Origin of the sequence: Cronobacter sp. HA18006 (assembly GCF_011605445.1) — a bacterium.
Taxonomy (GTDB): Bacteria; Pseudomonadota; Gammaproteobacteria; order Enterobacterales; family Enterobacteriaceae; genus Cronobacter; species Cronobacter sakazakii.
Map to the genome: position 1 here is coordinate 110173 of NZ_JAANQB010000025.1, position 13088 is coordinate 123260.

A 13088-nucleotide genomic window follows, 5' to 3' on the forward strand; every position below is an offset into this window, starting at 1 on the left:
TTATTCACTCCCTTCGCGCTGGTAATCGTTACGCTGCGCGTTGGCACGGCGTTGATCCATAATATCGCCACGGCCAGAGGACGCGCTGTTGCTCGCGCCGCTGTTGCCGCTACCGGAAGCCGGCGGCAGACGCAGCAGCGGATTGCCGCTGTTGTTGTCGTCGCTCGCGGCAGGCGCGGAGCCGCCTTTCAGCATCTGATCCAGCGGTAACACCATCAGGTTTCCGCCTTTATCGTTGACCAGCACTTTACGGGTGTGGCTAAGCACTTTTTCCATGGTTTCGATATACAGACGCTCGCGGGTAATTTCCGGCGCGGCTTTATATTCCGGCAGGATCTTCGCAAAGCGCGCCACTTCACCCTGAGCTTCCAGGACAGTCTGCGTTTTATACGCGCGGGCTTCTTCCAGAATACGCTGCGCCTGACCGTTCGCTCGCGGCTGCACTTCGTTGCTGTACGCTTCCGCTTCACGGATGTACTGCTGTTCGTTTTCACGGGCGGCAATGGCATCGTCAAACGCGGCTTTTACCTCTTCCGGCGGACGGGCGGCCTGGAAGTTAACGTCGAGCAGCGTAATGCCCATGTTGTACGGACGAATGGTCTCTTCCAGCTCGCGCTGGGTATCGCTACGGATAACGGTACGGCCTTCCGTCAGAATGCGGTCCATCGTGTATTTACCGATGACGCCGCGCAGGGCGCTGTCGGTAGCCTGACGCAGGCTGTCGTCCGCGTTGGCGACGCTAAACAGGTAGCGCTGCGGATCGGTCACGCGGTACTGGACGTTCATCTCAACGCGCACGACGTTTTCATCAGACGTCAGCATGATGCCGGAGGCGGCCAGCTCACGCACGGCCTCTACGTTAACCGGCACCACTTCATCAATAAAGGTGGGCTTCCAGTTAAGGCCCGGCTCAACCAGATGGCTGAATTTGCCAAAACGCGTCACAACGCCGCGCTCAGCTTCTTTGATGGTATAGAACCCGGTGACGGCCCATAAGACGACCGCAGCGACCGCGACGATACCGACAATACGACCGCCGACCGGGCTACGTGGCTCCTGCGAAGCACCGCCGCCTTTACCACCGCCAATGCCGCCCAGCTTTTTGCTGAGTTTACGGAAGATATCATCCAGATCCGGCGGCCCCTGCTCGCGACCGCCTTTATTTCCCCCAGAGTTGCCGCCAGGCTTGCTGCTTCCCCACGGGTCGCGGTCCTGTCCGTTATTACCGGGCTGATTCCACGCCATGTTTATGCTCCATATTTGTTATGCGGTGATATACCTTTCGTCCTTCAGATGGCGTGATGGCGTGCGCTTTCATTCATTGTGCTAATGCGAAAAAGCGCAGGCGTCATCACGCCGCCTGAGTTCATCCGGGTACCCCCCAAAGGGGAATATTTTCAGGCTTCGGCCGGCCGGTTAGACCACGTAGTCAACCAATGCCGGTTCCTGTTTACAGAGGCGACGCCAGTCAACAATCGGCATGCGAACTTGCAGTCCGACGCAACCGTCCTCCTCCATCCACTCTTTTTCGATCGCCTGAAGCTGGTAAAACCGGCTCCGCAGACGCCCCGCTTCCGGCGGAAGACGCAGCGCACGCTGGACTATTTCGCCGGAGAGACGTTCCGTCAGGGCCTGGAAAAGCAGTGGCACGCCCGCCCCCGTCTGCGCGGAAAGCCACACGCGGATGGGCACATTCTCGTCGTTCCTGTCGATACGCGGCTCGAAATCCTCCAGCATGTCGACTTTATTCATCACCAGCAGCGTCGGGATCTCGTGGGCGTCGATTTCTTCGAGCACGGTATTAACCGCCTCGATATTCTCCGCCATGCGGACATCCGCCGCGTCGATCACATGCAGCAGCAGCGTCGCCTGACGCGTCTCCTGCAGCGTGGCTTTAAACGCCGCGACCAGATCGTGCGGCAGATGGCGGATAAACCCGACCGTATCCGCCAGCACCGTTTCGCCGACATCCGCGACGTCTATGCGGCGCAGCGTCGGGTCGAGTGTCGCAAACAGCTGATCCGCTGCATACACCTCAGCCGTGGTGATTTGGTTAAACAGGGTGGATTTGCCGGCGTTGGTGTAGCCCACCAGAGAGACGGTGGGAATATCGGCTTTGGTACGCGACCGACGTCCCTGCTCTCGCTGCTTCTCGACGCGCTCCAGCCGCGAGAGGATCTGAGTAATACGGTTACGCAGTAAACGACGGTCGGTTTCCAGCTGGGTTTCACCCGGGCCGCGCAGGCCGATACCGCCTTTCTGGCGCTCAAGGTGGGTCCAGCCGCGCACCAGTCGCGTGGCTAAATGGCGCAGCTGCGCCAGCTCAACCTGCAGCTTCCCTTCATGGGTGCGCGCACGCTGGGCGAAAATATCAAGAATCAGGCCGGTGCGGTCGATAACGCGACACTCGCACAGGCGCTCAAGATTACGTTCCTGAGCCGGGGTCAACGCATGATCAAAAAGGACAACAGACGCCCCAGTGGCTTTGACTGCATCGGCAATCTCAACGGCTTTACCTTCACCAACAAAATACTTTGGGTGCGGCGCTTTACGGCTACCGGTAATCACCTGTAATGCTTCGACACCGGCGGAAGAGACCAGAGATTCGAACTCCTGGAGGTCTTCCATATCTTTGTCTTGCGTAAAATAGATGTGTACCAGCACCGCCTGCTCACCGGCATCATAACGGTCAAACAAGCGTAAACCCTCTTAAAATACCAGCGGGGAACACAGACGAACTGGTCCCCCGACATGGAGCAACAGCCAGGCCTTACTCGGCGTCTTCGCTATCCTGAGAGGCAGCGGAAGATGGCTGTGCGTTGTTGCTGTGATGGTAGTTATTGGAACCGCCACCCGCGTTGTTACTATGGTGAGAAACCGGACGAGACGGCACCACGGTCGAGATCGCGTGCTTATAAACCATCTGGCTGACCGTGTTTTTCAACAGGATCACGAACTGATCGAAAGATTCAATCTGACCTTGCAGCTTAATACCATTCACCAAATAAATAGAAACTGGAACACGTTCCCGACGCAGCGCGTTGAGGAACGGATCTTGCAAAGATTGCCCCTTAGCCATTCTATCTTTTCCTTATATGCTTGTTGTTTATACTCTTGAACCCTTGGGCTCTGAAAAACTGCGTAAAAATCCGCGCACGATACGGTTCAATTGTACACATTCATTGTTGCTTCGCACCAATAACCTGTAACACATCGCTGTACGCCTGTTGAGGCTTCTCACTGTCGAGCCAGTGTACGCCTTCCCAACCGCGCAGCCAGGTCATTTGCCGCTTCGCTAACTGTCTCGTGGCGCAAATACCTCGATAAACCATTTCGTCGTATGAGATTTCACCCGCCAGATAAGACCACATCTGACGGTATCCCACGCAACGAACGGAAGGCATGTCCGTATGCAAATCTCCACGGGCAAATAACGCCCGGACTTCTGCCTCAAAACCTGAAGCCAACATCTGGTGAAAACGCTGCTCAATGCGCTGATGGAGCAGTTCACGGCTCGCCGGGGCGATGGCGAACTGATGCACCTGATAGGGCAGAGCTTCTCCTGACGTTTGCGTCAGTTCCGTTAAAGTTTTACCCGAAATGAAAAAAACTTCCAGTGCCCGGGAAAGCCTTTGCGGATCGTTGGGATGGATTCGCTGCGCCGCGACAGGGTCGATATCCTGAAGCTTGCGGTGTAATGCGTCCCACCCCTGCTCTGCTGCCTGCCGTTCGATCTCCGCTCTGATGGTCGGATCCGCTGAAGGAAGCGGCGAAAGCCCTTCCAGCAACGCCTTAAAGTAGAGCATGGTGCCGCCCACCAGCAGCGGTATGCGCCCGGCGGCGACAATCTCCGCCATCGCTTGTAGCGCATCGCGGCGGAAATCGGCCGCGGAGTACGCCTGCGCGGGATCGATAATATCCAGCAAGCGGTGCGGCGCCTGCGACAATTCGTGCGCATCAGGCTTGGCGGTGCCGATATCCATGCCCTTATAGACCAGCGCGGAATCCACGCTAATCAGCTCCACCGGCAGCGTCTGGCGCAGGCGAATGGCTAACGCCGTTTTGCCGGATGCCGTCGGCCCCATCAGAAAAATCGCCTTCGGAAGGCCTGTTTTACTTACATCATTCATGTGTCAGGGCATTCATCGCCGGTTGTAGATCAATAGGTTGTAATAGACCACCCGGCGGCGTTTTCACCATCTGCGGACACAGCCTTTCGAGCTCCGCCAGCGTCGCGATGGCTTGCGCGACGCTCCACGGTTGCGCGATAACCAGATGGCGGGCAAGCCATCCGGCAATAGCGGCGTCGTCAGCATTTGGTTGCTGCGCCAGGTAGCCTATCAGTTCGGGAATCAAGATTTGTAAATTTTGTTGGCGTAAGGGTAAAGGCACTGCACGAATTGTCACGTGATGCCCGTCGAGGACGATTTCGATACCCAGGCGCGCCAGTTGCGGCTGCGCGCGGGTCATAATATCGCGCTCGTCGCCGGAAATTTTCAGACGAACCGGAATCAGTAACGGCTGTGCGCAGGGCGCTTCATCATGCGGCAACAGCTGCGCCTGTTTGAGACAGCGCTCCGCCACGCTTAAGGCCAGCAGCATGAGCTTACCGTCGCGCTCAAGCAGCGCCACGTTTTCAGACACCAGCGTCAGCACGCGTCCAAAACTGTGCGAATGCCCGTCCAGCGCAGGCGCGGGCGGCATAACCTCACGCGGGCTTGTCACCGAAGGCGCGGCAGGCGGCGGCGTCACCGCGGGCGTCTCCAGCAATTGTTTGTACAGCGCGCCCTGCTGTTTCTGATAGCCCGGTATCGCATGCGGCCAGCCGCCGCTGCTGGCAGCGCTGCGCCCTGCGTTGCTGCCTGCTGACGCCCCGCCGGATGAATAGCGCGGCGCGTCGTTCTCGCGTGCGCTCACACGCTCACGCGGCGCCGGGTCGGCAAACTGATTTTTTCCCGCCGCGACGCGGTTTTCCGGCTGAAAGCGTGGCGCGTCCTCGGCCGGTTCATTGAGAGAGAGCGGATTTGCCGCCTGCTGCTGCAGCACGCTCACCACGCCCTGATAGATAAAATCGTGCACCAGCCGCGACTGGTGAAAACGCACTTCATGCTTGGCCGGATGCACGTTCACATCCACCTGATGCGGATCGATTTCCAGATACAGCACATAGGCAGGCTGCTGATCGATGCCGAGCTTATCTTCGCAGGCCTGGCGAATCGCATGGTTAATCAACCGGTCGCGCATCATACGGCCATTTACATAGCAGTACTGGATTTCGGCCAGTGCCGCCGTAGTGCCTTTCGGCTCCGCCACCCAACCGCGCAACGCCAGATCGCCGTGCTGCCACTCGATAGCCAGCGCGTGCTCCAGAAATGCCGGGCCGCAAATGCTGCCAAGACGGCGTTCACGCGGCGCGTTGCCCTGCACGGCCCGGTACTGACGCATCATTTTGCCGTTATGGCTGAGGTTTATCGTCACGTCAAAGCGCGCCAGCGCGATGCGCCGCACCACTTCGTCGATGTGCGTGAATTCGGTTTTCTCGGTGCGCATAAATTTGCGCCGCGCGGGGGTGTTGTAGAACAGATCCAGCACTTCCAGCGTGGTGCCGACCGGGTGCGCCGCCGGTTTGACGGTCACCTCCATATCGCGGCCTTCGGCGTACGCCTGCCAGGCTTCCTGCTGATCGGCGGTGCGCGAGGTGAGCGTGAGACGCGATACCGAGCTGATACTGGCCAGCGCCTCGCCGCGAAAGCCGAGGCTGATAATGGCTTCGAGATCGTCCAGCGAGGCGATTTTACTGGTGGCGTGACGCGCCAGCGCCAGCGCCAGCTCATCTTTCTTAATGCCAGCGCCGTTATCGCGGATGCGGATAAGCTTCGCGCCGCCACGCTCAATATCGATATCAATGCGCGTGGCGCCCGCATCAAGGCTGTTTTCCACCAGCTCTTTCACGACCGACGCAGGGCGCTCCACCACCTCGCCCGCGGCGATCTGGTTCGCAAGCTGCGGCGGCAGAACCTGAATCGGCATGAATTCTCCTTACTGAATCACGGTGACCTGACTTGTGGCGTTGTCAGCGGAGCGGGCGGTCTGCCCCGTTCCGCCGTCACCCTTTGGCGCGGCCTGGAGCGGATGCGCAATAAAGTAGTTGCGCAGCCCCTGATAAATCGCTTCGGCAATTTGCTGCTGATAGTCATCACTTGCCAGCAATCGCTCTTCGCCGGTATTGCTGATAAAACCGGTCTCCACTAAGAGCGACGGGATATCCGGCGAGCGCAGCACGCCGAGGCTTGCGTGTTCTGGCCGCCGCTTATGCAGCGCGCCCACCCGCTGAAGCTGCCCGAGCACGCTGGTGGCGACATCATACCCGACGCGCTGTGAATGGCCGAACTGCAAATCCAGTACCGCCTGGCTCAGGTACGGGTCCGCCTGGCTGTTCGCGAGCACGTCGCCTGCGCCGCCGAGAAGCTCTGATTGTTTCTCGTGCTGCTCAAGCCAGCTCGCCATTTCGCTGTTGGCACGACGATTCGAGAGCACCCAGACGGATGCGCCGGTGGCGTCGCGGTTAGGCGCGGCGTCGGCGTGAATGGAGACCAACAGATTCGCGTTTTGCTGGCGCGCCACATCGGAGCGGCCCATGACGGAGATAAAATAGTCGCCGTCGCGGGTCAGCACGCCCTTAAACATCGGATCGTCATTAAGCAGCGTTCGCAGCTTACGGGCGATAGCGATGGTGACGTTTTTCTCGCGCACGCCGTCGGGGCCGATAGCGCCGGGATCCTGGCCGCCATGTCCGGCGTCGATAGCCACCACCACGCGGTCGGATGTCGCGGCCCGGCTGACGCTGCGCCCCGGCCGCGTCACGGTATTGCTGCCGACGACGCTGGTGATACGGTCGTTATCGGTGCGAAACGGGTTGCGCGCAGGCTCGGATGATCGAACGGGAGCGGCGACGGGCTCGCGCTGCGCCACAACCGGTGGCGGCGGTGGCGGCGGCGGCTCGTCGGCGTCGATCGTAAAGACGACGTTATAGCCTGCGCCCTTTTGCTGTTTTACCGCGCGCGCTTTGCCATCTTTGGTTAAATCGACCACCAGACGCAGCGACTGATTATCTTTCGGCTGGCCGGCGCGAATGCTCTTGACCAGGTTTTCGCCGCTAAAGATCAGCGGCAGGCCCTGAATCATGCCGGTCTGTTTAATATCAAGGGCGACGCTGCGCTTACCCTGCTGCGAGTAAGCGTATTCAGGATCGCCCATAAAACTTAAGGTGATCCGCGCCTGGCCGTCGCCGTTGGACACCTGAATATCAGACAGCGTCGCCCCGAACGCGGGCGCGCATATCGCCAGCAGAAGCGCCACTACCCAGTTTTTCATGCGTGTGATCATCCTGTCGTCCTTGCGTTCAGGCGAGGCGGGCCAGCAGCGCGTCACCGGCGGCGGAGACCGCTTTCACCCGCGCTTCTCGCCCTTGCTCCTGCCATGACAAGTGGATTTCGATATCGGGCGACGGCAACACGCCCGCGCCCTGCTGCGGCCACTCGACAAGGCAAATGGCGTCGTCGGTGAAGTAATCGCGAATGCCCATGAACTCCAGCTCTTCCGGATCGGCCAGACGATAGAGATCGAAGTGGTAGACCATTCTGTTTTCCAGCGTATAAGGCTCAACCAGCGTGTACGTCGGGCTTTTCACGTTGCCCTGATGACCGCACGCCTGCAGAAAGCCACGGCTGAATGTGGTTTTGCCCGCGCCCAAGTCGCCATACAGATGGATAACGGTCGCGCCGGTGCAGGCACGCGCCACGCGTGCGCCGAGATCGAGGGTGGCCTGCTCTTCGGGTAAAGGTATAACGCGATTAATCATGATTCTGGTCTGTGTCTATATCCGGGTTAACAAAACGATAGAGCGTGGAAAACAGATCGATTGCCAGCATGCCGCGCGTGCCAAAGCGCATGGCAAGCGCATCTGCCGCCGCGCCGTGCGCCACGCTGCCTGCGCAGGCGGCATCAAAAAGGTTAAGCCCCTGCGCCAGCAACGCGCCGATAATACCGGAAAGCACGTCGCCCATGCCGCCCGTACCCATGCCAGGATTACCGACATCGATAATGCCGCATTCGTCCTGCGGCCCTGTTACCACCGTTCCCGCGCCTTTCAGCACCACGCAACCCCCGTAGCGCTGCGCCAGCTCTCTGGCGCTAAGTAAGCGGTCACTCTCAATTTCTGCCACGCTACGGTTAAGTAACCGCGCGGCCTCGCCGGGGTGCGGCGTAAGAATGCGATTGTGACTGGTATCGGGAGCGATTGCCAGAAGGTTAAGCGCGTCCGCATCCCACAGCATCGGTTTGTCGCACTGGCGTACTTTCGCCAGCGCCGATTTGCCCCACTCCTGCTGCCCGAGCCCCGGCCCGATAACCACGACGTCGGCCCATTCCAGACTGGCGTCGAGCGCATCGCTGGTGAGTTCATGCACCATCAGCTCCGGGCGTGCAGTCACCAGCGGCGCGATGTTTTCCGCGCGAGTAAGTACTCGCACCAGGCCTGCGCCCGCACGCAGCGCCGCCTCGCCGGTCATGCGGATGGCACCGGCGGTGCCATGATCGCCGCCGATAATCACCAGCTTGCCGTTATCGCCTTTATGCGAACCAGGACGGCGCGGCCGGAGCCAGCGGGAGAGCTGCGTTGCGTCGAAGCGCGCATACGGCGCCTGTTGCCCGGCAAGCCACGCCTCAAGCCCCAGCGCGTGATAATGCAGCTGCCCGACGACGTCACGGGCGCGGCCAGTAAGCAGCCCCGGCTTGAGCGCAATGAACGTCACGGTATGCGCGGCATGAATCACCGCGCCCGGCGCAGCGCCGGTTTGCGCCAGCAGGCCGGACGGAGTATCCAGCGCCACTACGGGTGCCCGATGTTTATTCGCCTGTTCAATCAGCGCGGCGACGTTCTCGCGCGGAGCCTGAGAAAGCCCCGTGCCGAGCAATGCATCGATAATCAGATCGCAGGTTTCCGGCAGCGGCGTGTGCGGCGCATGGATTTCACCGCCTGCGTTAAGCCAGGCCTCGCGCGCGGCCTGCGCCTCTTCCGGCAAGGGTTTGTCGCTTTCCAGCGCCAGCAGCGTCACGTCAATGCCCGCCGCCTGCGCCAGACGCGCCACCACATAACCATCGCCACCGTTATTGCCGTGACCGCACAGCACCAGCCAGCGCTGGCTGTGCGGATACGCCGCGCGCGCCACCTGAAACACCGCATCGCCCGCGCGTTGCATCAGTTCATAGAGCGTCAGCCCGAGGCTGTCCGCCGCCTCGCGTTCCGCCGTGCGCAGCCAGTCTGCGGGCCAGACGGAGTGTGGTATACTGGCGTCGTTTTTTTTCATCCCGTGGTCCGTCATGTCTGAACCCCTCGATCTCAATCAGTTAGCGCAAAAAATTAAACAATGGGGTGCCGAGCTCGGTTTCCAGCAGGTCGGTATTACCGATACCGATCTCAGCGCCAGCGAAGGCGCGTTACAGGCGTGGCTGGATAAACAGTACCATGGCGAAATGGAGTGGATGGCGCGTCACGGTATGCTACGCGCCCGCCCGCATGAGCTGCTGCCCGGCACGCTGCGCGTTATCAGCGTGCGCATGAACTATCTGCCTGCCAGGGCGGCGTTTGCCAGCACGCTGAAAGATCCCTCGCTCGGCTACGTGAGCCGTTACGCCCTGGGGCGCGATTACCATAAGCTTTTGAGAAACCGGCTGAAAAAACTCGGCGAAACGCTGCAACAGCATTGCGCATCGCTGAATTTTAGACCTTTTGTCGACTCCGCGCCCATCCTTGAGCGCCCGCTCGCCGAAAAAGCGGGTCTCGGCTGGACCGGCAAGCATTCGCTGATTTTAAGTCGCGACGCCGGGTCGTTTTTCTTTCTTGGCGAACTGCTGGTGGATATACCGCTACCAGTGGATAAGCCTGTCGAAGAAGGCTGCGGGCGCTGCGTGGCCTGCATGACCATCTGCCCCACCGGCGCGATTGTCGAGCCGTACACGGTCGATGCGCGCCGCTGCATCTCCTATCTGACCATTGAGCTTGAAGGCGCGATCCCTGAAGAGTTTCGCCCGCTGATGGGCAACCGCATTTATGGCTGCGACGACTGCCAGTTAATTTGCCCGTGGAACCGTTTTTCACAACTCACCGATGAAGCGGATTTCAGCCCGCGCCAGGCGCTGCACGCGCCAAAGCTGATTGAACTGTTTAGCTGGAGCGAAGCGCACTTTCTGAAAGTCACGGAAGGGTCGGCGATCCGCCGCATTGGCCACTTACGCTGGCTGCGTAATATCGCGGTCGCGCTCGGCAACGCGCCCTGGGACGAGGCTAATATCACGGCGTTGCAACAGCGCAAAGGTGAGCACCCACTTCTTGATGAGCATATTGACTGGGCGATTGCGCAACAAACAGACAAACGTAATGCCTGCGTGGTGGAAGTGCAGCTACCGCAGAAACAGCGGCTGGTCAGAGTGATTGAGAAAGGCTTGCCGCGCGACGCCTAGACGCGTTTCGCTGTGAATAAAATTAAAAAAGTCTTGTCATTCAAAGGCGATGATTATCAAAAAGCCTCAAAATTAACATTTGGTAATAAATTATTTATTATAAATATCAATAAGATAAAGAAAAGATGTGAACAAAGTTATCATTTCTGCTCACAGGATAACTTTATGCATTCTGTGGATAAGTCTGTTCAGAAAAGTGTGGCACAAACGTCAAAAACCCGCCGTAGCGCGCGTTATCGCTGTGGATAATTTGTACAATGAAGGAGATTTGGAGCGGGAAACGAGACTCGAACTCGCGACCCCGACCTTGGCAAGGTCGTGCTCTACCAACTGAGCTATTCCCGCTTGGGTGGTGTTGCCTTTCGGCATTTCAAATTTTGGAGCGGGAAACGAGACTCGAACTCGCGACCCCGACCTTGGCAAGGTCGTGCTCTACCAACTGAGCTATTCCCGCTTAATCTTTGTCTTTCTGGCTGCTACTGCGTTGGCTGCCTTCACTCATCTTAGTCACTTACTTAAGTAAGCTCCCAAGAATTCGTTCAGTTTCCGCCTTGTCGCAACCCGAAATACGTTGATTGGGTGGTGCTGCCTTTCGGCGATTTCAAATTTTGGAGCGGGAAACGAGACTCGAACTCGCGACCCCGACCTTGGCAAGGTCGTGCTCTACCAACTGAGCTATTCCCGCTCTGCGTAATTCACATTTCTGTGTCGTTACGGGAGGCGCATTATACGAGAAATGATTTCTACCGCAACCCCTTAAACGCTTTTTTTCGTGATTTTTGTCTGACTGCGTTTTTATTCGCCAAAGCGATCACTTTATCAACAAAAGAGGGGCTTAGCCCCTCGCTTGCATCACAATTTTATAAAATGTTCGCGGTAATAGGCGAGTTCCGCTACCGATTCGCGGATGTCGTCCAGCGCCTGGTGGGTATTCTGTTTTTTAAGGCCATCGAGCACTTCCGGCTTCCAGCGGCGCGCCAGCTCTTTCAGGGTGCTGACATCCAGATAGCGGTAGTGGAAATACGCTTCCAGCTCCGGCATATATTTAAACAGGAAGCGGCGATCCTGGCCGATGCTGTTGCCGCAGATGGGCGATTTTCCGGCCGGTACCCACTGCTTAAGAAATTCGAGGGTCGCCAGTTCCGCTTCGCGATCGCCCATCGTGCTCGCCTTCACGCGATCCACCAGCCCGCTGGCGGTATGGGTGCGCACGTTCCAGTCATCCATCAGCGCCAGCTGCTCGTCAGACTGATGCACGGCGATAACCGGCCCTTCCGCCAGAATGTTGAGGTTGGCGTCGGTCACCAGGGTGGCGATCTCGATGATGCGATCCTGTCGCGGGTCAAGCCCGGTCATTTCCAGATCGATCCAAATGAGGTTGTTTTCATTGGCACTCATGCTATTTTCCATCCGTATCGCGTCACGCTGGGGTGACAGGCAGTTAATTCATTTACAATAGCTGGTATCATAGAGGTTTTGCCCACCAGGGGCGACCAGGAGCCATTAAGATTGAGCAAAAATAAACTCTCCAAAGGTCAGCAACGCCGCGTCTCAGCGAATCATCAGCGCCGGCTCAAACAGACTCCGGAGAAAGCCGATCCCGACGACTCGCAGTTTGGTGAGCCTCGCGACGGCCGCGTTATCAGTCGTTTTGGTCAGCATGCCGACGTCGAATCGTCTGACGGCGGCGTGCACCGCTGCAACATTCGCCGCACTATCCGCTCGCTGGTGACTGGCGATCGCGTCGTCTGGCGTCCGGCGAAAGAAAACGTGCAGGGCAAAGGCATTGTCGATGCGGTGCACGAGCGCACCTCCGTCCTGACGCGCCCGGATTTTTACGACGGCGTGAAGCCTATCGCCGCGAATATCGACCAAATCATTATCGTCTCGGCCATCCTGCCGGAGCTGTCGCTGAATATTATCGACCGCTATCTGGTGGCCTGTGAAACGCTGGATATTGAGCCATTACTGGTGCTCAACAAGATTGACCTGCTTGATGAAAAAGACCTGGCCTTCGTCAACGAGCAAATGGATATCTATCGCCGTATCGGCTATCGCGTCCTGCTGGTTTCCAGCTACAAAGACGAAGGGCTGAAAGAACTGGAAGAGGCGCTGATTGGCCGCACCAGCATCTTCGCCGGGCAGTCGGGCGTCGGGAAATCGAGCCTGCTGAATAATCTGCTGGGCCTCAAGGATAACCAGATTCTGGTTAACGACGTGTCCGATAACTCCGGGCTTGGCCAGCACACCACGACCGCCTCGCGCCTCTATCACTTTCCCGGCGGCGGCGAAGTCATCGATTCCCCGGGCGTGCGCGAGTTCGGCCTGTGGCATCTGGAGCCTGACCAGATCACCCGCGGCTTTATCGAATTCCACGATTATCTCGGCCTGTGCAAATTCCGCGACTGCAAACATGGCAGCGATCCGGGTTGCGCCATTCGCGAGGCCGTCGAGCGCGGCGAGATAGCCGAAACCCGCTTCGACAATTATCACCGGATTCTGGAAAGCATGGCGCAGGTAAAAACGCGTAAAAACTTTTCCGAAAGCGACGACTGACAATTACGCTT

12 protein-coding genes and 3 tRNA genes are annotated in these 13088 nt (G+C 58.5%); 3 read left to right on the forward strand and 12 right to left on the reverse strand.

The features are described from left to right. From hflK to nnr, 8 genes are all read right to left on the reverse strand, one after another. Positions 1 to 1245 (reverse strand): FtsH protease activity modulator HflK, encoded by a 1245-nt coding sequence (gene hflK / locus G9X48_RS19985; RefSeq protein ID WP_004385295.1) that lies wholly within the window; start codon positions 1243 to 1245, stop codon positions 1 to 3. A 171-nt stretch (positions 1246 to 1416) separates the two neighbouring features. After that, a complete protein-coding gene (hflX, locus tag G9X48_RS19990) occupies positions 1417 to 2697 on the reverse strand; it encodes a ribosome rescue GTPase HflX (RefSeq protein WP_004385294.1) in 1281 nt (426 codons plus the stop codon). A gap of 73 nt (positions 2698 to 2770) precedes the next feature. Continuing rightward, on the reverse strand, positions 2771 to 3079 hold the full coding sequence (hfq, locus tag G9X48_RS19995) for an RNA chaperone Hfq (RefSeq protein ID WP_004385293.1): 309 nt from the start codon (positions 3077 to 3079) through the stop codon (positions 2771 to 2773). Between the two features lie 100 nt (positions 3080 to 3179). Continuing rightward, a complete protein-coding gene (gene miaA, locus G9X48_RS20000; RefSeq protein WP_097640939.1) occupies positions 3180 to 4130 on the reverse strand; it encodes a tRNA (adenosine(37)-N6)-dimethylallyltransferase MiaA in 951 nt (316 codons plus the stop codon). Continuing rightward, positions 4123 to 6030, reverse strand: coding sequence for a DNA mismatch repair endonuclease MutL (gene mutL, locus G9X48_RS20005; protein WP_097640938.1), 1908 nt, complete (start codon positions 6028 to 6030; stop codon positions 4123 to 4125). Before mutL ends, miaA begins: the two co-directional genes overlap by 8 nt. 9 nt (positions 6031 to 6039) lie before the next feature. Beyond that, positions 6040 to 7386, reverse strand: a complete 1347-nt coding sequence (gene amiB / locus G9X48_RS20010; protein ID WP_097640937.1) for an N-acetylmuramoyl-L-alanine amidase AmiB — start codon at positions 7384 to 7386, stop codon at positions 6040 to 6042. Positions 7387 to 7402: 16 nt separating this feature from the next. Then, on the reverse strand, positions 7403 to 7861 hold the full coding sequence (tsaE, locus tag G9X48_RS20015; RefSeq protein WP_012123684.1) for a tRNA (adenosine(37)-N6)-threonylcarbamoyltransferase complex ATPase subunit type 1 TsaE: 459 nt from the start codon (positions 7859 to 7861) through the stop codon (positions 7403 to 7405). Next, positions 7854 to 9383 (reverse strand): bifunctional ADP-dependent NAD(P)H-hydrate dehydratase/NAD(P)H-hydrate epimerase, encoded by a 1530-nt coding sequence (gene nnr / locus G9X48_RS20020; protein WP_105629551.1) that lies wholly within the window; start codon positions 9381 to 9383, stop codon positions 7854 to 7856. The genes tsaE and nnr overlap by 8 nt, the downstream gene beginning before the upstream one ends. On the opposite strand from nnr, the gene queG reads away from it, so the two are divergent. Together queG and G9X48_RS20030 are read left to right on the forward strand one after the other, a co-directional pair. Continuing rightward, positions 9382 to 10521 (forward strand): tRNA epoxyqueuosine(34) reductase QueG, encoded by a 1140-nt coding sequence (gene queG / locus G9X48_RS20025; protein WP_004385286.1) that lies wholly within the window; start codon positions 9382 to 9384, stop codon positions 10519 to 10521. The genes nnr and queG overlap by 2 nt on opposite strands. A gap of 12 nt (positions 10522 to 10533) precedes the next feature. Continuing rightward, the gene (locus tag G9X48_RS20030) at positions 10534 to 10770 is read left to right on the forward strand and encodes a hypothetical protein (protein ID WP_097640935.1); all 237 of its coding nucleotides are present in this window, start codon (positions 10534 to 10536) and stop codon (positions 10768 to 10770) included. Positions 10771 to 10790: 20 nt separating this feature from the next. Here the strand turns inward: G9X48_RS20030 and G9X48_RS20035 are convergent. From G9X48_RS20035 to orn, 4 genes are all read right to left on the reverse strand, one after another. After that, positions 10791 to 10866 (reverse strand) — tRNA-Gly (locus G9X48_RS20035). A gap of 33 nt (positions 10867 to 10899) precedes the next feature. Further along, positions 10900 to 10975, reverse strand: a tRNA-Gly gene (locus tag G9X48_RS20040). A 155-nt stretch (positions 10976 to 11130) separates the two neighbouring features. After that, positions 11131 to 11206, reverse strand: a tRNA-Gly gene (locus G9X48_RS20045). Between the two features lie 167 nt (positions 11207 to 11373). Then, positions 11374 to 11919: an oligoribonuclease gene (gene orn / locus G9X48_RS20050; RefSeq protein WP_007887500.1), complete on the reverse strand. Its 546-nt coding sequence runs from the start codon at positions 11917 to 11919 to the stop codon at positions 11374 to 11376. A gap of 111 nt (positions 11920 to 12030) precedes the next feature. On the opposite strand from orn, the gene rsgA reads away from it, so the two are divergent. Continuing rightward, the gene (gene rsgA / locus G9X48_RS20055; RefSeq protein ID WP_171964780.1) at positions 12031 to 13077 is read left to right on the forward strand and encodes a small ribosomal subunit biogenesis GTPase RsgA; all 1047 of its coding nucleotides are present in this window, start codon (positions 12031 to 12033) and stop codon (positions 13075 to 13077) included. Positions 13078 to 13088: the final 11 nt, after the last annotated feature.

Bases quoted from the DNA above. Each gene is read 5' to 3' on its own strand.
- tsaE (WP_012123684.1), bottom strand. From the start codon at position 7,861: ATGATTAATCGCGTTATACCTTTACCCGAAGAGCAGGCCACCCTCGAT.
- miaA (WP_097640939.1), bottom strand. From the start codon at position 4,130: ATGAATGATGTAAGTAAAACAGGCCTTCCGAAGGCGATTTTTCTGATG.
- hfq (WP_004385293.1), bottom strand. From the start codon at position 3,079: ATGGCTAAGGGGCAATCTTTGCAAGATCCGTTCCTCAACGCGCTGCGT.
- amiB (WP_097640937.1), bottom strand. From the start codon at position 7,386: ATGATCACACGCATGAAAAACTGGGTAGTGGCGCTTCTGCTGGCGATA.
- nnr (WP_105629551.1), bottom strand. From the start codon at position 9,383: ATGACGGACCACGGGATGAAAAAAAACGACGCCAGTATACCACACTCC.
- queG (WP_004385286.1), top strand. From the start codon at position 9,382: ATGTCTGAACCCCTCGATCTCAATCAGTTAGCGCAAAAAATTAAACAA.
- mutL (WP_097640938.1), bottom strand. From the start codon at position 6,030: ATGCCGATTCAGGTTCTGCCGCCGCAGCTTGCGAACCAGATCGCCGCG.
- hflK (WP_004385295.1), bottom strand. From the start codon at position 1,245: ATGGCGTGGAATCAGCCCGGTAATAACGGACAGGACCGCGACCCGTGG.
- orn (WP_007887500.1), bottom strand. From the start codon at position 11,919: ATGAGTGCCAATGAAAACAACCTCATTTGGATCGATCTGGAAATGACC.